This is a genomic window from Paraburkholderia heleia NBRC 101817 (genome assembly GCF_000739775.1).
Classification (GTDB): Bacteria; Pseudomonadota; Gammaproteobacteria; order Burkholderiales; family Burkholderiaceae; genus Paraburkholderia; species Paraburkholderia heleia.
The window spans coordinates 19,049-37,372 of the sequence record NZ_BBJH01000012.1 but is presented as its reverse complement, the minus strand read 5'-3'; the positions used below and the strand labels follow the sequence as shown (position 1 = coordinate 37,372).

The following is an 18,324-nucleotide window of genomic DNA, read 5'->3' as shown; positions in this document are numbered from 1 at the left end:
TGCGCCTTTCCACTGACATCCCGTAAGCGGCCTTCGGACAGGCTATCTGGTGCCAGATGCATCGTCCAATTTCAAGGGCTAGGAATTCTAAGTCGTCACCAGCCGCTGCGGTCATGGGACCGGCGCATGCGGAATAAGCAAACGATCTGTGGATCTCAATGGGTGGCGGCCGGCTGAAACTTGAGTGACACGTCAGGCGACCCACGCGCATCGTAAGACCGACTTTGGATATTTCCGTGACGGCGGCAGGTGAGGATGGTCGCCATGGCCTACGATTTCCCACGAAGTTGCGAGAAGCGGCAAAGGCTTCGCTCCCGGCTCTGGGGCATTTCGACGTTGATGAGATATTTACGCGGCTTCCCTGCACTTTTACGTTCATCCTGGCGTTGTCTGTGCTTCAATCAAACTGATGAGATGACAAAAGGTGTGGGCTGGAGGTTGGCAGTGCTGAAACTGCTTATTCCTGTGATCGGAGCAAAAGGGGCGACCGAAGCGGCGCGTCACGGAGCGTTCCTGTTTGCCGAGCGATGCGTATCTGAGGTTGAGATCATCGAAGTGCTCAATGACGTGGCGCTAAGTCGTGCCGTGGCGTTTCATTCACCGGCCACGCTGCACAGACAAGCGAAGCGGGCCGCACTCGATGCGCTCATGCAGACACGAGCAATTCTCGATGATGCTGGTGTCCCGTACACATGGAAACGCGCGTTCGGGCCGGCAGAGCGGATAATCGCACAGTACGCAGCAAAGGATCATGCCGATATTGTGCTCCTTGACGCAAGCCACCTCGGCTTTTTCCACAGATGGACCATCCTCGCCAGATTATGGCGCCTGACTTCAACGCCCGTCACGATGCTTCACTGACATCTGCAACTCGCTCCTGAAGCGTTATACGATTCGCAGTCTGCGCAGCAATGTTGTCATCGTCGTACCCTGAACAAAAATGGAAAAGGCGACCACAGCAAAGGATACCGTGACGATTTCCTCACGTCGCGGCACTTCGGGCGGTAATCCCATCGCGAGGGCCAAAGCCAGAGCGCCGCGCATTCCGCCCCAGAACAGGATATGTTGGTGCCGCACGTCGATCCGCAGGGACGACCGTGAAAAAAGCACGCAACACGGGTATACAGCTACGGCGCGGGCCAGCATCACGACTACCACCGCGATGCCGATCGATGCCCATACCATTTCGTATTCCCGCTGAGCCTGCTGAATGCCGATAAAGAGGAAGATGAACGAGTTCGCCGCAAATACCGCATATTCCAGCACGTTCTCGACGGCCTCCCGGCCCCTCTTCGTCATCGGGTTGACCGCGTTGCGCGTCCCCATCACGAGCCCCGCAACCAGTGTCGCGAGCACACCTGACAGGTGAAGGTTCTCGGCAAGGAGAAACGAACCATAGGCCGCGATCATCGCGAATGCAATCTCGACCAGGTGATCGTCGGTGCGACGTAGCAGCGAGAGCACGACGTTGCCGACTAGCCAGCCACAAAAGACCGAGCCGAAAAGCACGACACCGGAGATCCTCAGCGCGTCGAGCGGATGAACGTGCGTGCCTCCGACAAATGCCAGAACAACCCGAAAGCCCGCTGCTGCCGTCCCGTCATTGAAGAGACTTTCCGCCTCCATCAAATGTCGGAATCGGCCCGCCACGCCGGCTTCCCTGAATGTTGCAAGGACAGAGACTGGATCCGTGGCGGCGATCAACATACCGAAAAGCAGACCGGAAATCCATTCCCAGTGCAAGAGGTAATGCATAGCCATTGCCGTCACGCCGGCCGACACGAGAACTCCGACGATAGCTAACGTCTGCACCACGGCGAAGTCTTTCCGAATTTCACCCCACGGCATGTGAAACGCCGCTTCGAAAATGAGAGGCGGCAGCAGTACGTTGTAGATGAAGTCCTCGTTGAGAGGGAGGGCCGGAAATCTGGACGATGCCAGGAAAGAAAGGGCAATTCCCGCAACAGCCAGTCCAACGCTGTACGGCATGTGCAACCGCCGCACAAGCATCGCCACCAAAGCCGAAACGAGCAACAGCACTTCGAAGAGGCTGACGTTAAAGTCCATCCGGAATGCTCCGGTCAAGGGAACGCAGCGATTTTCGCTGCGGCTGCCTCGATCTTACCGGCCGCATGGCGTCGTAGGGCGAATCGCCGCCGTACACGCGCCGAGCTGCTTTCAGAGCATACGCATAAGATCGCGGTTGCTACTCATGGAGGCGTCAACGACGCAGGCATCGGTAGCAAAGGTCAGCGTGATGGTTGTCTATTTGGCTGGTTGACTGTCGTTGGCATCAGTTAGAGGGGCGTTCGCCTCCGCGGGGCGATCTCGCACCTGGCGTCCAGTCGCCAACTCTAACCGAGTGGCGCTGCATCATCTGGCAAGCAGTACCGGTGGGCGTTCCTTCAGGCGACACGGTGAACCATAGGCCGAAACGGGCAAACAGTCGCCTCTTCAAGGTAGCACGGCAAGGCGAAAATATGCCGTTCCCGGCAAACGTATGATCGACGAGGGAGCCCAAGTTGATCGGGCTCCGCGGAAACATCCAGGCGTTTGTCAGTGATTGCAGGGCGTCGAAGACCTTGACCCTCGGGAGAGCGTCACGACATGCCTTGTACTCAAACCGGGGCGCCATATCGCCTGCTGTAATGCGCCGGGACACGATCGCGACGCCATGCTCGCCATATTTAACATCAGCGAGACCAAATGATGGGGTCGCGGCACCTGCAATCGTCCTGTGGAGTCGACGTTGCGATTCGCCTTGATTGCTGCCATGGCGAACAGGACGTGACCGTAAGACGTGCGGGAATGGCGTTTGGGAGATCGGGGATCGAGCTGGATCCACGAGCTTTCGGAAAATCACGCGACGGTCAGGGAATTTCGGCCCAAGCCGGAAGTAAAAAATAAGGAATACGAATGTACGAATTGCTGAACTCGTGCGAGCAGGTCTCTCGACGCCCGGCACCGTCGTCAGGCGCAGCTCGCCGACGGGAAATACCTTTGCGCGCATTGCTTGTTCGCGGCCCGGTGACGATTGCCTTCACCCCCCCAATGCGACGAGGCGAAGGATCGCGGAGGGAACTCACCATCGGTCCGCCCAATCACCGTGGTTTCACGGAAATCAAAAGGGGGCGTCACTGGTCGCGACCGGCGCAGTGCGCGTACGATGCTTCGGGGCAGCTACCGGCTGTGGTTGGCGGTGGTTGCTGCGCACGCTGTCATGCGTTGGGTGACCCGGCCTGCTCACAGGTGCGGTGAGGCGAGACGCAGCGAACACAAACGTTGTCGCGTGCGCAATTCAAAACATACAAACGAGCGGCGAAGCGATCCAGAACATGCTCTGGCACCACTGACTCCTGGCAGCACATTTAACAGTGTAAATTCAGATAGTCGATGACTTCCCGGACATTCCGTTCCACGCTGGCACCATCGGTGCGCAGCACAATATGCGGGTTCAGCGGCCGGTGGTAGGGTGCGCCGAGCCCCGTGAATTGCTTGATCTCTCCGCGACGAGCACGCCTGTAGAGCCCCTTCGGATCGCGGCTTTCGCAGACTTCGAGGGGCGTATCCACAAAGACCTCGATGAAAGCTTCATCTCCGATGATTTTTCTTGCGTTCTCGCGATGCTCGGGGTTCGGTGAGATGGTAGCGGTCACTACGACGTAGCCTTCGTCGCAGAACAGCGCCGCGACGTGGGCGACGCGCCGCAGATTTTCGCTGCGCTCTGCCTCGCTGAAACCAAGGTCCGCGTTCAATCCTGTGCGCAGCACATCCCCATCCAGCATGGTTGAGGGAATTCCATCCGTTTGCATTCGCTCGACCAGGGCGTGCGCAATGGTCGATTTTCCAGCACCCGACATGCCGGTGAGCCAGACGACGGCTGCTTTGCGCGTGACTACATCCACTTCTGCTTTCTCCACTTCAATATCCCATTTGACGGCCATCGCAGCGCTTTCTTTAATCTTCCTGGCCGTTGATACGGCGCATTCAATAGTTCGTGTGTGCCGTTGACCCGCTAGACCTGCAGTGAAAATGCCCAAAGTGAAGAGCAGCACACCGGCGTGATACGCGCCAGGAGGCTCTTTGTTTCCATTGTCAGCGGCTGGGCGCACTGGAAACAATGTCGACCCAAAATTCCCGCTCCGCAGAAAGTGCTGTAGCTGCAGATTGCATATTGCAAGTGATTGCTGTTCGCAGCCAGCACGGGATGGATAAAGTGGCGATTCCATGTCCGCAATTCGCGACGGTGACGAGTTGGGCCCGATCGTCTTCACTTGTCGGCGACTAGCGCGGGGCGGCCCCGGTTTGGCTGAGAATCGTAAGGCGGGCAGGCCTCGATCTTGCTGCTCAATAGCTCCGCGACGTGATCGGCAGATGGCCGGTGCAGGCTGGTCGCGATCGCAACGCTGCCCTCGACGTCCCTGCGGGGAATTTGAGGCTTATAGGCTTTCAGTGCCAGTCGGCAGGAGGCTTTGCTCTCTGGCTCAAGAGATCAGGGAGCGACCAGGCGTGCGCTGACCGCGGTTTCGGTGCGGCGCCCGAACTTCCCAAAACACCCATCCTGATCTTGGGAAATGCCCGCGGGTGTGGGGATGCGCTGTACAACATAAGTGAAGTATCGCTCTCAACTCCCGCATCTATCGGTTCAACGGACTATGGTAGGAGTGCGGGCTTCATTTCGTTGAAACGGGTATCTCGCACGAGCCGCACGACGAATAGAAGGAGGTAGACGCGTGGCACCAGTGAACCGCCGCATTCTGATCTCCGGCGCAGGCATCGCCGGCCCCTCGCTGGCACACCTGCTTGTGCGATACGGCTTTGAACCCACGATCGTCGAACGCGCGGCCGTATTCCGCGACGACGGCTACATGATTGATGTGTGGGGAACGGGCTACGATATTATTGAACGTTACGGCTTGCTAAATGCAGCACTGGCGCGCTCCTATCTTTTCGACCGGCTGAAGTTTGTCGACGAGCGAGGTCACGAATTATCGGGTTTGGGGGGAGCCGTACTGCGCGCGGCACTGAATGGACGGTTTTTCAGTATTCCACGTGGTGATCTTGCGTTAGCCATCTACGAAACGATCAGCGATCGGGTCGAAGTGCTGTTCGGAACATCCATCCGTACAGTGGAACAGGAGACGAGCGGCGTTGAGGTCGAATTTTCGACTGGAGCGCGTCGAAGTTTCGATCTGTTGATCGGTGCGGATGGACTGCACTCGCGCGTGCGCGAGCTGGTCTTTGGAGAAGAGCCATCGTTTCAAAGATCTCTCGGCTACGTCGCGGCGTCGTTCATTGCCGACGTTTATCCGCACCGCGATGAATCAACGTATGTGAGCTTCGCGAGACCCGGGCGGCAAATCAGTCGATATGCGATGCGCGAAGGTCGCAGCGCGTTTTTGCTTGTCTTTGCCGAGGCTGGCGAACCCCAGATCGTCACTCACGACGCCGCATCGCAAAAAACCTATCTCCTCTCAAAATTTGGAAGCGATGGCTGGGAAGTTCCCGAAATCCTGGAGCGGCTTGAAACAGCGCCTGACGTCTACTTCGATACGGTCAGCCAGATTCGCATGCCGGGCTGGACACAGGTCCGTACCGCACTGATCGGCGATGCCGCGTATAGTCCCTCACTGCTCGCAGGTGCGGGCGCCGCATTTGCGATGCTGGGTGCCTACGTACTGGCGGAAGAGCTGCACGCGGCCGATGGTGATTTCATACGCGCTTTTCCGGCTTACGAATATCGTCTGCGGCCCTTCATGCTGCGTCAGCAAGATGCCGCTATCCGGTTCGCCGGGTCGTTCACTCCACGCAGCGAGGTCGGGCTATTTTTGCGTGATCGCGCGGTGAATCTGATGAACGTGCCAGGGATCGGTACGTGGCTCGCGCGGCGAATGCTGGGAGAGGCCTTTCGGTTTTCCGGTAATTGCCGGCAGTGAGACTTTGAAAACTCGATCGAGGTTCTTACCTTCGTGCGTGTTGTAGGCAGACCGCATTTCATCAGTACAACGCAGCAAAATCGCGATGTCAGGATGTCCGCCGAACAAGGAATGTAGGGTGATTTCAACGGCGTGAGCAAAAAAAGGGACCGCAGGTAACCTGCGGTCACCGAATCACACGCGGGCCTCGGGTCTCCTTGGCCGCCTTTCAATCGTACATGATGCAGTCGGTAATTGAGTCGGGAGATTTCCTTACAAAACGTAAGATAATATTCTCAGGAGCGCGTATCCGCTGGAAACTGCGGCGGGTTATCGGGATCACACATCCCCGCACTGGAGCGCTGCCCGGCACCAGATCGCCGCCTCCGTGCCTCCTCTGGCAGCAGGAACCTGATACACCGATGCGAGACTATCCGGCAATCTTCTTCGCGAGGTGGCTAGGCCGTCCTGCTTTCGGACAAACGGACGGGAAACGGGCTGGATGTTCCAGGAGGCCAGCCTGCATGGCGCAACGGGATTGAGGTTTCGCATGAAGCGGCGGGCGCTCCCACGGCTTTTTTCGCGCGTTCGCCTTCAACCGTCCGGCGCAAGGCCCTGTTAGGAGGGCGTGTCTACCGATGTTCTGAATACGGAGACAGCGTCCTGAAGAAGCCGGGACTGCTCGTCGAGCGTCTGGGCGGCGGCCGCCGATTCCTCGACGAGGGCGGCGTTTTGCTGTGTCTTGTCGTCCATCTGCGCGACAGCCGCATTGAGCTGCTCCAGGCCCTTGCTCTGGTCGGCTGCTGCTGCAGCAATCTCCTGAACGATCCCGGTTACACGGTTGATCGCCTCGCGGGCTTCGCTGATTGTGCCGCCCGTCGCTTCAACGAGCTCTGCACCATCGCCGACGCGCTCGACAGACCGGCCGATGAGGTCCCGAATGTCTTTCGCCGCGCTCGAGCTGCGTTGCGCGAGCATACGCACCTCGGTGGCCACGACCGCAAAGCCGCGCCCCTCTTCGCCGGCACGCGCAGCTTCCACGGCAGCATTGAGCGCGAGGATGTTGGTCTGGAATGCGATACCTTCGATGATCCCGATGATGTCGACCATCTTCCGGGATTCGTCGCGGATCTCGCGCATGGTCGTGATGGCGCGCATGACCATGTCGCCCCCCCGTTCGGTGATCTGCGCGGCGGCGTCAGCGAGATCGCTTGCTGCCTGGGCATTCTGTGCCGTGTTGCGGACCGTTCCTGTTAGCTCCTGCATGCTCGAAGCCGCCTGCTGTAGTGCCGCCGCCTGGCTTTCCGTGCGGGCAGAGAGATCCATGTTGCCATTGGCGATTTCACCGGCGGCGGCGGCGACGTTGCCTGCGCCGGTCCGGATCTGGCCGACAGTACCCGCAAGCGCGTTGCGCATCTTTCCAATTGCGAACATCAGGCTTCCTTGATCCGCCTGGCCGGTTGTGAAAGGGGTTGCGAGATCCCCGGACGCGATGGCGTCCGCCATGTGCGTGGCGACCCGGGGATCGCCACCGATCGCATGTTCGATGCTGCGGTTGGTGTACGTGACGATCAGAGAAAGGAGCGCGGCGAGCACAGCGAACAGGCCGGCGGACAGATAGAGAGACCTGGTGAAGGCTCCTTCGATATCGTCAACGTATGCGCCCGTCGAGATGATCCAGTCCCAGGGCGCGTAGCGGATCACGTAGCCGAGCTTGTCGACGGCGTTGGCGGCCTGCGCGTCTGGGTGCGGAAAGACATAGTCAACGAAGCCGCCATCTGGCGATCTGGCGACGACCGCGAACGTCTGGTAGTGGTGGCGTCCGTCAGCGTCGATGACATCTGACAGGTCCTTGCCGTCCATTCCAGGCTTGATCGGATGCATGAGCATACGGGGCGTCGAGTCGATTACCAGGAAGTAGCCGTCACTACCGTAGCGCACGCCGCGCAACCGCTGAAGCGCCTCCTTGCGTGCCTCGGCCTCGGTGAGGGCGCCGCTCCGCGCAAGCCCGGCATATTGCTCCACGATGCTCAGCCCGACGTGCGCGACGTTCATCAGGTCATTGCGCCGCTCCTCCATCCGCGTTCGATAGGAAAGCCAGGCAGAACTGATCGTAACAAGCAAAAGGGCGACCAGACTGATAATGAGTGGCAGCCAGAGCTTCTGTCTAAAGCTGAGTGAAAACATCGGGTCATCCACGGTATGTTGGGGCGCCGGTTCGGCCGGATACCCCTGATTGCGTAACTGCGCTAACGGCACGCAGCAGCGCAAATGCATAGAGTCAAACCCGCATGTTTTTCTCCTGCGTCGGGCGAATTCCCGTAAAACCCGCACGTGGTACGCCTGGCAGGCACTGGCGCATGCCAGGCGGTCAACTGAACAACAATGCATGCGATTGAATATTTCAGGCCGGCATACGCAGTGATTTGCGTAAATGGACGGCCTGCGCCGAAGCCTGGCGCGCGGCTGTGCCTGAGACTCGCTTCAGGTGGCGAAACCGCTCATATGCAACCGGGAACTACCTGCCCGCCGCGTCTTTGACTGCACACGGTACCTGAACTGTCGATCCGTCGCTGAACTTGAATGTCACGGGAATCGTTGAGCCGACCGCAAGCGGCTTCTCAGACTTTTCGAACATCACGTGATAGCCGCCCGGCGCGAACGCAAGCGTGCCGTTGGCGGGCACGGTGGCCTTCTCCAGCATCACCATCTTCGAGGTGCTGCCACTGCTCTGCGTCTGGTGCAGCATGGACATACCGAACGCGGCCGTGCTCACACCGACGAGATCAACGGGGTTGTCACTTATGTTCATGAGGCTGAAGTAGCCACCAGAAGGCGTGTCGCCAGGCATCGAGCGGATCCAGCAACCGGACACCGTCACGGCGGAGGGGGGCGCAGCGAAGGCCGGAAAAGGCGCTGCGAAAACGGGGAAGGCGAAGGCAATACGGCAGAAACTGCGGCGCATGAGAGGATCTCCTGTTTCACGTCGAGGAATAGGTTGTCTGGCTGCCATTTATTCATTGCGACGCCAGAGGGTTTGCGGTACCAGGTCACGGACCCCGTACATCGGAATGACATGGCCCGGATGGCAAAGCACGCACGGAACCGGAGCCGGCTCGCGCTCCGGAGGCACGAAGCCGGTTTTGCGCTCGCAGGCACGCCAGGGCATCGGCGGTTACCGGGAATATGAATCCGGAACTGCGATGTGGGCTGGACGGCCAGGCCGCGCGTGCGGCACTCAGGTGTTTGTCGCGAACCCGGGCGGTGGGCCTCGCGGACGCGCTGGAGAATAGAAGCTGAGGGGGAGATGTCCGGGTGGCGCCGCTACGATCGCGTGAACCTCGTGCACGGGCGGTTGGCGTAGGGCGATCCTGGCGGCCGGAGCCGGCGGATGGTCCGTGAGGAGGATGCAGTATCCGCATGCGGCAAGGGCGGCGCCGTGATGAGCCAGGCCGGAATGCCCTGCTGGCTTCTCGACAGAGCAGATCACACCGCGCGCAGGATTGTCTCGTCGAGCTGCGGTGATGAGCTGGCTGACGACCGGCGCGAGCACGACGAGCCCCATGGCGAGGGCGCCAAGCCATGCTGTCAGGTGTTGGCGGGCATGAGTCGTCATATGCGCGCAGCCAAAGTGCGGCCTCTTGCTATCAGCAGGCGCTGTGGGGCGTCATGTCAGGTGGCACCCAGCAGTTCGTGAAGGTCGTGCACCCACGGGGTGACCCCTTGCCCGTCGCGTGCATAGAGGCGGAGCTTCCCATTAGTGTCGAACACCAGACTTGCGGCCGTATGGTTCATTGTGTAATTGGTGGAAGTCGACCCCGGTACCTCTTCGTAGATGAGATGAAAGCCGCTCGCCATCTGTCGGAGCTGTGCCGCGTTGGCCGGTCGCAAGGCCCGAAAAGATGGGTTGAACGCTGCAGCGTACTGCGCAAGGATGGATGGGGTATCGCGCGCAGGATCGACCGAGACGAATAGCACCTGCACGCGCTTTGCGTCGTCGGGCCCGAGTTGCTGGAGAGCCTGGGACAGCTGCGCAAGTGTCGTTGGGCAGACGTCCGGGCAATGCGTATAACCGAAAACCAGCACGACAATCTTGCCGCGGTAGTCGGCAAGGGTGCGGATCTGGCCATTCGTATCCGGAAGCTCGAAGTGATCGGCGAACTGCCTGTTGCCTGTGATGTCGAGATTCTGGAATGACGGTGGAGGCTTCTGGTCGCACCCGGTAAGGAGTGTCGTGCCGAGCAGCGCTGCGGCCATGATGAGCGGTGTGAGGAAGTGCTCGGGAAGCTTTGCGCGCGAAGAGTGGGTCTTGTTGAACATGGAGAGTCGAGTCAGGACAGGCACGCACACCCGCGTGCCGTACGCAACAAGGGGCACCAGGGAAGCGAGGATGCCGATGTCTGCTAAGGCTCGCCCGAGCGGCCCGCAACAGGGCGGCGCGGGCACATGTGCTTTGACGCATCTGCGCCGCGGTACGCCCCATTCGCAGATGATGTCGTTCAGCTAGGTGGAATGAGGCGGGTCGCGCGGACGGGCTGCCAGGAAAGGCAGGACAGGCAAAGGGGGGATGGGTGCCTGACTAACGACTACGGAAATAATCAACTGCGGAGGTTGTGTCGTCGAAGTCGCAGCGCAGAGCCCGGGGTGTGAGCTCAAAAGATCGCAGTAGCCGCAGTGCACAAGCGCCCCTGCGGTCTGCCCTGCCTTTCCGGGGGACGCGCCCGAGCCTGAGCAGAGTCCGGCGACGGGTTCCCGCGCAATACGCGACGCCAGGACCTGGCTGGCTAGCGGCAGGCAAACCAGCAGCCACATGGCACATAACGCAAACCATGGAAACAGGCGTTTGAAAGCGGAGGCGCGCACATACATCCGGTCATGGTAACGCAGTCAGCTGGAAGCGACGCGAATGACAGTGCAGTGGTGGACCCCAGCGCACAGCATCAGGCCGCCCGTGAGACCAATTGCGGCGAAATGTCGCGCTCAATCGCGTGCAGCGGCGACACGTGCTGGATCATGATGAAGACCGTTGATTTCCATGGGCAACAACACGGTTTATGTCATGATGTGATTGATCCCCGTGTGCAGCGAATCAGAATCCGCTTCGGCAAGCCGGCCATGTCGTTCCCGACGCTCAGCGGATTCATGGACGGCCAGCGACCGACAATCCGCGCCGCACGCCGCCGTCAATGGCTACTTTCGGGCGTCGAGAACTTCATGAAGCATTGCGGGCGCTATAGTGGTTGCCTTCCCGTGCTGGAGACCGGCCGATCCGCTCCCGCTTCGGGAAGTTCATCCGCTACGGGAGGGCTGCCGGTATAGCGCGGACAGGTCACGCGTGTCTGCTGCATTCGGAGCGCAACAGGTGGTGCGCCTTTGTACCGTACACGGAGGTGCGCCGAGCGTCAGATGAGCGATCAGGAATTCGATGATTTCGTGAGGCGGTTGAAGGCGGTCGAGGTCGAAATCGACCGATGTGACGCGACCGTCCGCGCGCTATGGACCGAGCTCACCCGACTTGCGCGGCTGGGTGTCGCCGCTTCGATGGCATATCAACAGCTGACAGAAGTGGAGAGTAACCGGCAGCGCTTGATCTTGCAGCGGGAGGAAATCCGCTTGGCGCTCGCCGATGCCGGCAGGTAACAGGAGCGGCCAGCAGAAACGGGTTGAAATAAAGGGCCGCTCGTTTTCAGTGGTTTATTTCCGTCTGACGCTGTCAGGCAGGCTGTTGCGGCGTGGTGCCGTTATCGGCGGATCTGCTCGCCATTACCCTCAGGCTGGCCCGTGTTTTCGGCGCAGGTCACGCTCAGAGAATCGCCGGCACGTTGGCTACAGTTGCCGGATGCTTGCCGCGATCATCATCATCCTGAGCGATGCCGTGTTTCGCTTTGCCCGGACACGCTGTTACCTCACAGTAGCGCACTCGCGCACATGAGCCGTGGGAGGGGCGGGGAATGAACCTGGATGGATCTGGTGCGGACGTTGTCTCTTGCCTGCCGCGGTACCGGCAGTCGAAACACGGACAATCCGGACCCAGGAAAAAGATTATCCTCCATCGTTCATCCGTTCTCGCAACGAGGCGCTGCTAACCATCACCGGCTTGAACGCGCTTACCTCGCTATTGGTTCCCTTGTTCATGACCTGATGGTTGGCAGAGTTCCCGAACTTCAATTCGACTTGCCGTTTCGGCCTCCCCGAGAGTCGGACTTGCCTCGTAGTTACGTGGGAATGACATCCAGGCAGAGTTATAGCATGATGTGCCATATTTAGAGGAAGGCGCGTCAGTTCTGTGTGCCGAGTAGTGAAGAGTGGTGTTCGATGGTTGTTTGAGAAGTGGCGATGTCGCCACAGCCTGAGGTTAAGCTACCCTTAAGGAACGCTGCATATGCTGCTGCGCCATCGATGTTGCAGCTTGGGGTGCCTTACTGGAAATTACCGGGAAACGCAGGTGCGAACCCACCTTGCGTCGGGCATCTTTGGTGATCTTCATGCTGTAGTTTCAGGCAGGTCGCATGTGTACTGTGGGTCCAGGTCCGGTTTGTCCGTTACGTCCATACAGTCCTGCGTTCGAATGGGGGCGATCCTTTTAGGCTCACACGTTTCGAGGAGCCTTCCTTGTACATTGCCGCCACCCGCGTGTGCGACACGAGCCCTTCGATCGGTCTCGTGCCAGGCAGCGTGATTGGTGGCCGACTGCTGGAGCGCGCTCCTCTTCGGTCGCTCGACGCCTGTATTTTGCTGGCACGTCAATGCCGCGTGGATGGTGCCACCGCCCGGAGAAAGGGCGTCGGGAGTTCACCGTGCGAAGCGCCGTAGGGGAAAAAGGGCGGCGTAATATCGTTTTGTCTTTGATCGCCCAGAGTCATGCAGGGAATGAGAGTTCGTCGATGCTGCATGTGACGCGGGCCGTTCGATATGCAAACGCGGCGTACCGCGCGCGTTTGTATCCAGTTTTCAACGATATATGGAAAGTGATGCGCAAAAGACGTCAAGGTATCCATCTACACTTTGTGCGGTGTGGGAGTTGCGTTTGCCTGCTCGCGACGTTAGCAGCATGCGCGACACGGCTCGATCCGGCGCCAATCATCGATCTCTCATCAGCTCAGGGCGGTGCCGCCATGCAGTCGGGCTTTCTGCAAAAGCCGCCACCCGGTTACTACCGGGTGAAGCCGGGAGATACCCTGTCGCGGATCGCGCTTGAGACCGGACAAAATTTTCACGAAATCGTCACGTGGAATAACCTTGCCAATCCGGACCAGATCGAAGTGAATCAGTTGCTGCGTGTGGTTCCACCGGGCGCCGTAACTGCGCCGCGCGAAGCCGGAGTTTCGACCGCGCCGGTCGCCGGCACCAGTGTGCAGAGTGCACCGCTGGGCGCGGACACAGGACCGGTCGCGTCTGGTTCGGGCGACGTATCTGCCGCGGGTCCGGGCCATTTCATTCTGGCGTGGCCGGTACGCGGGCCAGTGGTGAGCAGCTTCGACAACACGAGGAACAAGGGTATCGATATCGGAGGTGTGGCTGGCGAGCCGGTCCGCGCTGCTGCGGGTGGTCGCGTCGTGTATGCCGGAAACGGACTGCGCGGCTATGGCAATCTGTTGATCATCAAGGACAATTCGACGTTCCTGACGGCATACGCGCACAACCGCGTGTTGCTCGTGAAGGAAGGTGACGCGGTCATCCAGGGGCAGGAAATTGCGGAAATGGGCAATACCGACTCGGATCGTGTCGCGCTCCACTTCGAACTGCGCCGGGAAGGCAAGCCCGTCGACCCGGTCACGTATCTGCCGCCGCAATGATGAAAGTATCAGGCTCGCGCTCAGGCTTTCAACGTCAAGCCGCCGACCAGGGGGGCATGCCTAAAACATGTCCGCCTGGGCGGCAATGCGTCAACGGCGCGGGTGGTAGGCCTCGAAAGGTTCCGTTAGCACGCGTGTGGGGTATTGCTGCATGCAGGAGCGAAGGTCCACGATAGCACCGCAGTGCTGCAGTGCTATCCGCAAATCATCGACGGGTTGCCAGTCACGCGAACGACTGTGCAGAAGTGGCCGAAATCGCCCCTTGCAACGGCCATTGAACAACGCAGTGGCATCGTTCGCACGGCATCAGCATCGCGGGCCACGGAAACCTTGCAAGGTGCAGGATTGCATGGCGATGGTTCGAGATATCCGCGCCGGTCGCAGGCGCAGCGTGGCCGCGTAGTCACGACAGCACTGCGGTCACGACCGTCGTTCGCCCGTACTGTTGCGCGTATTACGCTCGATCGCGGTCAGCAGTAACAGCAATACGAGGAACCCCGCAAGTGCGAGCAGTGTTCCCAGCGATGATCCAAGCTGCTCGCTTCTACCATGCGCGGCCTGAATGGCGTTCTGGGCCGCGCCGATGCGCTCGATCTTGACCCGGGCGTACTGGTTCATGGCCGCCGCGACATACCGCTCGCGATTGTCCCATTCCCACGACGCGGCTCGCTGCGTCGCCCGTGCGACGACGTCGGAGAGCTCGTCCAGAAACTGCTGCCGGTCGGCCAGGGGAACACTCGCCAGCCACGCCTCGAGGAGCGGCTGACTCGCATTGTCCTGGCTCAATACGGTTCGCAGCGGAGCCGGGATCAGAAACCCTGCAGCGCCCGGCACGTTCCCCATGGGGTAGCTGCCGTTCGCGCTGTCATTCGACAGGGCGTCGTTCGCCGCTTCCGAACCCGGTATCGACGAGAGTACCTCACTGGCACTGAGCGGAGGATCTGCGGACACGGCCGTCTTTCCCGGAACGACAAGTGCGAACATCAACGCAATCATCGCCAGCACGGCCCCCACGAGGGCGATGAGACACAGCACGTGTGCCATGCCCAGCAGGCGCCGCTCCAGCTTGTCGGCAATCTTCATGTCAATCCCGTTGAAATCCGTTCCGGCTGGGCGCCGGCATTGCCTCATGGCTCCCTCAGGTAGCGCTCGGAGAGCGCTTCGTACAGGGGCGGCGCGAAAAGGCGCGATACACGGCTCGCGATGAGCGCCGTTGCCATCAGCGAGATGACGAGCGCGTGTCCGTTGATCATCTCGATGACGATCACAAATGCTGTGATGGGGCTCTGCGTGACCGCTGCGAGATAGCCGACCATGCCGAGCGCGATGAGCATCGGAAGCTGCATCTGCGAGAACACCATATGCACCGTATTGCCGATACCCGATCCGATCGCAAGCGATGGTGCGAACAGGCCGCCCGGCGCGCCAGGCAGATACGATCCCACCATCGATACCATCTTCAGCAGCGGGTATGCCGCGCTGACGTGCGCGGTACCTTCGAGCATGCTGCGCGCTTCGGCGTAGCCGCTGCCGAACGTATGGCCATGTGCGAGCACCCCAACGACCGCGATGACCAGGCCGCTGAAGGCGCCGAACAGCACCGGTCGCTTGCCGCGCAGATCGAGCAGCGGCGTGGGCATCCAGCGCTTCGTGTTGAGCAGCAGCCAGCAAAAAGACCCGCCCAGCACGCCTGCAATCACACCGATCAGCAGGACGGCCAGGCTGAGCCATTGTGGCAGCCCGGAGCCGATATCGATCGTGCCAAAGTAGACATAGTTTCCCTGAAGCCCGAGGGACACCACGCCAGCAAAGATGATGGCCGTGATCAGCACACCGCTCGTGCGCTGCTCGAAGCTGCGCATGAGTTCCTCGATGGCGAACACGACGCCCGCGAGCGGCGCATTGAATGCTGCGGACAAGCCTGCTGCTGCGCCCGCGAGCGCAAGCCTGCGCTCCAGCACGCCCGGACGTATTGCAAGAAAACGCTGGGGGTAGAAGCGCCTCAGGCTGAACATCAGGGCGGCACCCACGTGAATGGTGGGACCTTCGCGGCCGATCGTGAAGCCACCGAGAATGGCGAGAAACGAAATGAAGATCTTGCCGACGAGAATGCGCAGGGTGAGCAGCCGTGGGCCGAGTTCGTCCGGTCCATGCAGCATGGCGATGACCTGCGGGATGCCACTGCCTTCCGATCCGTCGAAGAAGCGCCGCGTGAGCCAGACCGTCACGGCACCTGTGGCGGGCGCTACGAGTAGCGGCAACCAGAAGCGCTCGGCGGCATAGCGCAGGAACACGCCGTAGCCGAAATCGATGAGCTTCGCGTAGAGCACCGCGATGAGACCAACGGAGATCGCTCCGAGCCAGAATACGCCGTAATGGAGCCATAGCCGGTTGGCTCGCTGCAGCGTCCGCCGGTCAATCAGCCCGAACATGCGCACGATTTATATCCCCCTGTTTTTCAATACTCTTTATCCGGACGATTTCGTCGCCGGCCTCATGTCGCACCGGAGGAGGGCAACTCAGGCCCTGCGCAGCGGCGGCGCCTTCATGGTGAGCGCGATGACGAGCCAGCACAAGACGAGCCCCGAGCACGCGTAGAACACGGCGCTCGCGCCCTCGTGTTTGAGCAGATACCCGCCCACCACGCCGCCGAGCGCGAGCCCGATCGACTGCGTGGTGTTGTACACGCCCGTGGCCGCGCCCTTGCGGTTGCCAGGCGCGAGCTTCGAGACGAGCGAAGGCTGCGACGCCTCCAGAATGTTGAAGCCCATGAAGTACACGAACAGCACGGCCGACACGATGACAAGTGTATGCGCGAGCGAGCCGAGCAAAAGCTGGCCGATCAGGATAAGACCGATCGCAGAAACGAGCACCGGCTTCATCTTGCCCCGCTTCTCCGCGACGATGATGGCCGGCACCATCATGACGAACGCGAGGCCCATGACCGGCAGATAGATCTTCCAGTGCGACGCGACCGGCAGGCCCGCGTCGACGAGCAGGCGCGGCACGACGAGAAAGAGCGCCGTTTGCGTGGCGTGCAGCACCAGCACGCCGAAGTTCAGGCGCAGCAGTTCCACGTTGTGCAGCACCTCGGCAAACGGGGCGCGCACGTGCACGGGCTTGTGGGGCGCGTCGGGCACGACCCAGATCACCACGCCCACCGCGAGAATCGAGAACACGCCAACCAGCGCGAACAGGCCGCTCATGCCGACCCAGTGGAATACGATCGGCGCGCCCACGATGGCCACGGCGAACGACATGCCGATCGAGCCGCCCACCATCGCCATGGCCTTGGTGCGGTGCTCCTCGGCGGTCAGGTCGGCGATGAACGCGAGCACCGCCGAAGACACGGCGCCCATGCCCTGAATCACGCGGCCGACGATGATCCACACCATGTCGTGCGCGCCCGCCGCGACGAAGCTGCCGATTGCGAAGATGACGAGACCGGCGGCGATGACGGGCTTTCTGCCCACCATGTCCGACACCCAGCCGTAGAAAATATAGAGAAGCGACTGCGTGACGCCGTACGCGCCGAGCGCGATGCCGACCAGCAGAAGGTTGTCGCCACCGGGAACGGTCTTCGCGTAGACGGAAAACACCGGCATGATCATGAACAGACCGAGCATGCGCAGCGCGAAGATCGCCGCGAGCGATACGGTCGCGCGCAACTCGGGCGCGCTCATGCGTGAGCGGGAAGTGGGCGAGGTGGGCGTTGCGCGCATATAAACGAACGATCAAAAAAAAACCCAGCGGGCGCTGGGTAAAAAGAGCTGCCGCTCCTGCCACGGACGGCAACCGGACGCTACCATCCGGCAAGCTGAGGACACGACAATGTCATGGGACCACGCACCCCCGTTCACTGAAAGCATGTCGCAATGATAGGTCACGGCATGACATTTTGGCAAATCTATCCCGGCAAACTTAAGGGAAACTTAAACCATTGCGCCTGGAGGCTGCTTGACTTTATTCGAGGCATCGCGCCGGTGCTGCGGGGAAATACGGTGGCAGTTCAGGGAATTTATGCCTAGACTAGATCGCGAAATCCGAGTATTGATGCTTCGCTCTTCAACCTGGTTCCGGAGCCCGTCATGAGCCTGAATCGATCATGCGTCGCCATCCTGTCGCTTGCGCTGCTGGCCGGCTGTCACTCGGCAACGAAGGCGCCCGAATCTTCCGGTATGGCGAACATGAACGCGGCCACCTCGCAGCCGGTCACCGGATCGACCTCGACAATGGACGAGCTCAACAATCCGAACAGTCCACTGGCGAAGCGCAGCGTGTACTTTGACTTCGATAGCTATACGGTCAAGGGCGACTATCTGCAGTTGCTGCACGCGCACGCTGACTATCTGCGAAGCCATCCGGCGCAGCATGTGCTGATCCAGGGCAACACGGATGAGCGGGGCACGGATGAGTACAACCTTGCGCTTGGCCAGCGCCGCTCGGAGGCTGTATTGCATGAACTCGAGACACTCGGTGTGCCCGACACCCAGCTCGAAGCGGTGAGCCTTGGCAAGGAGAAGCCGGTCGCTCTGGGGCACGATGAGGCCTCGTGGGCCCAGAACCGGCGTGCCGACCTGGTCTATCGCCAGTAGCCGGTTGGCCTGGCGGTG

16 protein-coding genes are annotated in these 18,324 nt (G+C 60.5%); 6 read left to right on the top strand and 10 right to left on the bottom strand.

Annotated elements, in window-relative coordinates; all coding sequences use genetic code 11:
- Window positions 1-264: 264 nt before the first annotated feature.
- Entirely contained in the window at window positions 265-861 is a 597-nt protein-coding gene (locus BHE01S_RS12240) for a universal stress protein (RefSeq protein WP_322787295.1), read from the top strand.
- Window positions 862-885: 24 nt separating this feature from the next.
- On the opposite strand, the gene BHE01S_RS12235 is transcribed toward BHE01S_RS12240, so the two are convergent.
- A complete protein-coding gene (locus BHE01S_RS12235; RefSeq protein ID WP_042264219.1) occupies window positions 886-2,067 on the bottom strand; it encodes a cation:proton antiporter in 1,182 nt (393 codons plus the stop codon).
- A gap of 1,301 nt (window positions 2,068-3,368) precedes the next feature.
- On the bottom strand, window positions 3,369-3,944 hold the full coding sequence (gene cysC, locus BHE01S_RS12230) for an adenylyl-sulfate kinase (RefSeq protein ID WP_042264217.1): 576 nt from the start codon (window positions 3,942-3,944) through the stop codon (window positions 3,369-3,371).
- A 789-nt stretch (window positions 3,945-4,733) separates the two neighbouring features.
- On the opposite strand from cysC, the gene BHE01S_RS12225 reads away from it, so the two are divergent.
- Window positions 4,734-5,936: an FAD-dependent monooxygenase gene (locus tag BHE01S_RS12225; RefSeq protein ID WP_052405864.1), complete on the top strand. Its 1,203-nt coding sequence runs from the start codon at window positions 4,734-4,736 to the stop codon at window positions 5,934-5,936.
- A gap of 597 nt (window positions 5,937-6,533) precedes the next feature.
- On the opposite strand, the gene BHE01S_RS12220 is transcribed toward BHE01S_RS12225, so the two are convergent.
- The 5 genes from BHE01S_RS12220 to BHE01S_RS39815 all read right to left on the bottom strand — a co-directional run bounded on the left by BHE01S_RS12220 (window position 6,534) and on the right by BHE01S_RS39815 (window position 10,784).
- The gene (locus tag BHE01S_RS12220; RefSeq protein ID WP_042264540.1) at window positions 6,534-8,102 is read right to left on the bottom strand and encodes a methyl-accepting chemotaxis protein; all 1,569 of its coding nucleotides are present in this window, start codon (window positions 8,100-8,102) and stop codon (window positions 6,534-6,536) included.
- Between the two features lie 331 nt (window positions 8,103-8,433).
- Window positions 8,434-8,880: a copper chaperone PCu(A)C gene (locus tag BHE01S_RS12215; RefSeq protein WP_042264215.1), complete on the bottom strand. Its 447-nt coding sequence runs from the start codon at window positions 8,878-8,880 to the stop codon at window positions 8,434-8,436.
- 273 nt (window positions 8,881-9,153) lie between these two features.
- The gene (locus tag BHE01S_RS36655; RefSeq protein WP_084068779.1) at window positions 9,154-9,531 is read right to left on the bottom strand and encodes a DUF2946 family protein; all 378 of its coding nucleotides are present in this window, start codon (window positions 9,529-9,531) and stop codon (window positions 9,154-9,156) included.
- Window positions 9,532-9,587: 56 nt separating this feature from the next.
- A complete protein-coding gene (locus tag BHE01S_RS12210; RefSeq protein WP_042264538.1) occupies window positions 9,588-10,172 on the bottom strand; it encodes an SCO family protein in 585 nt (194 codons plus the stop codon).
- Between the two features lie 246 nt (window positions 10,173-10,418).
- Complete coding sequence (locus BHE01S_RS39815; protein WP_084068777.1) at window positions 10,419-10,784, bottom strand: DUF2946 domain-containing protein; 366 nt, start codon at window positions 10,782-10,784, stop codon at window positions 10,419-10,421.
- Between the two features lie 144 nt (window positions 10,785-10,928).
- Here BHE01S_RS39815 and BHE01S_RS37740 point away from each other — a divergent pair, with 144 nt between their 5' ends.
- The 3 genes from BHE01S_RS37740 to BHE01S_RS12200 all read left to right on the top strand — a co-directional run bounded on the left by BHE01S_RS37740 (window position 10,929) and on the right by BHE01S_RS12200 (window position 13,711).
- On the top strand, window positions 10,929-11,234 hold the full coding sequence (locus BHE01S_RS37740; RefSeq protein ID WP_157025328.1) for a hypothetical protein: 306 nt from the start codon (window positions 10,929-10,931) through the stop codon (window positions 11,232-11,234).
- Window positions 11,235-11,321: 87 nt separating this feature from the next.
- A complete protein-coding gene (locus BHE01S_RS12205) occupies window positions 11,322-11,555 on the top strand; it encodes a hypothetical protein (protein ID WP_042264213.1) in 234 nt (77 codons plus the stop codon).
- Window positions 11,556-12,886: 1,331 nt separating this feature from the next.
- The gene (locus tag BHE01S_RS12200) at window positions 12,887-13,711 is read left to right on the top strand and encodes a peptidoglycan DD-metalloendopeptidase family protein (RefSeq protein WP_042264536.1); all 825 of its coding nucleotides are present in this window, start codon (window positions 12,887-12,889) and stop codon (window positions 13,709-13,711) included.
- 420 nt (window positions 13,712-14,131) lie between these two features.
- Here BHE01S_RS12200 and BHE01S_RS12195 read toward each other — a convergent pair whose 3' ends face one another.
- The 3 genes from BHE01S_RS12195 to BHE01S_RS12185 all read right to left on the bottom strand — a co-directional run bounded on the left by BHE01S_RS12195 (window position 14,132) and on the right by BHE01S_RS12185 (window position 17,394).
- Window positions 14,132-14,794 carry a hypothetical protein gene (locus BHE01S_RS12195; RefSeq protein WP_042264210.1) on the bottom strand — a complete coding sequence of 221 codons (663 nt, stop codon included), beginning with the start codon at window positions 14,792-14,794 and terminating at the stop codon, window positions 14,132-14,134.
- Between the two features lie 44 nt (window positions 14,795-14,838).
- Window positions 14,839-16,143, bottom strand: a complete 1,305-nt coding sequence (locus BHE01S_RS12190) for a chloride channel protein (protein ID WP_407669505.1) — start codon at window positions 16,141-16,143, stop codon at window positions 14,839-14,841.
- Window positions 16,144-16,230: 87 nt separating this feature from the next.
- Window positions 16,231-17,394 (bottom strand): MFS transporter, encoded by a 1,164-nt coding sequence (locus BHE01S_RS12185; protein ID WP_042264206.1) that lies wholly within the window; start codon window positions 17,392-17,394, stop codon window positions 16,231-16,233.
- A gap of 405 nt (window positions 17,395-17,799) precedes the next feature.
- On the opposite strand from BHE01S_RS12185, the gene pal reads away from it, so the two are divergent.
- A complete protein-coding gene (gene pal, locus BHE01S_RS12180) occupies window positions 17,800-18,306 on the top strand; it encodes a peptidoglycan-associated lipoprotein Pal (protein ID WP_042264203.1) in 507 nt (168 codons plus the stop codon).
- The last annotated feature ends 18 nt before the right edge of the window (window positions 18,307-18,324 follow it).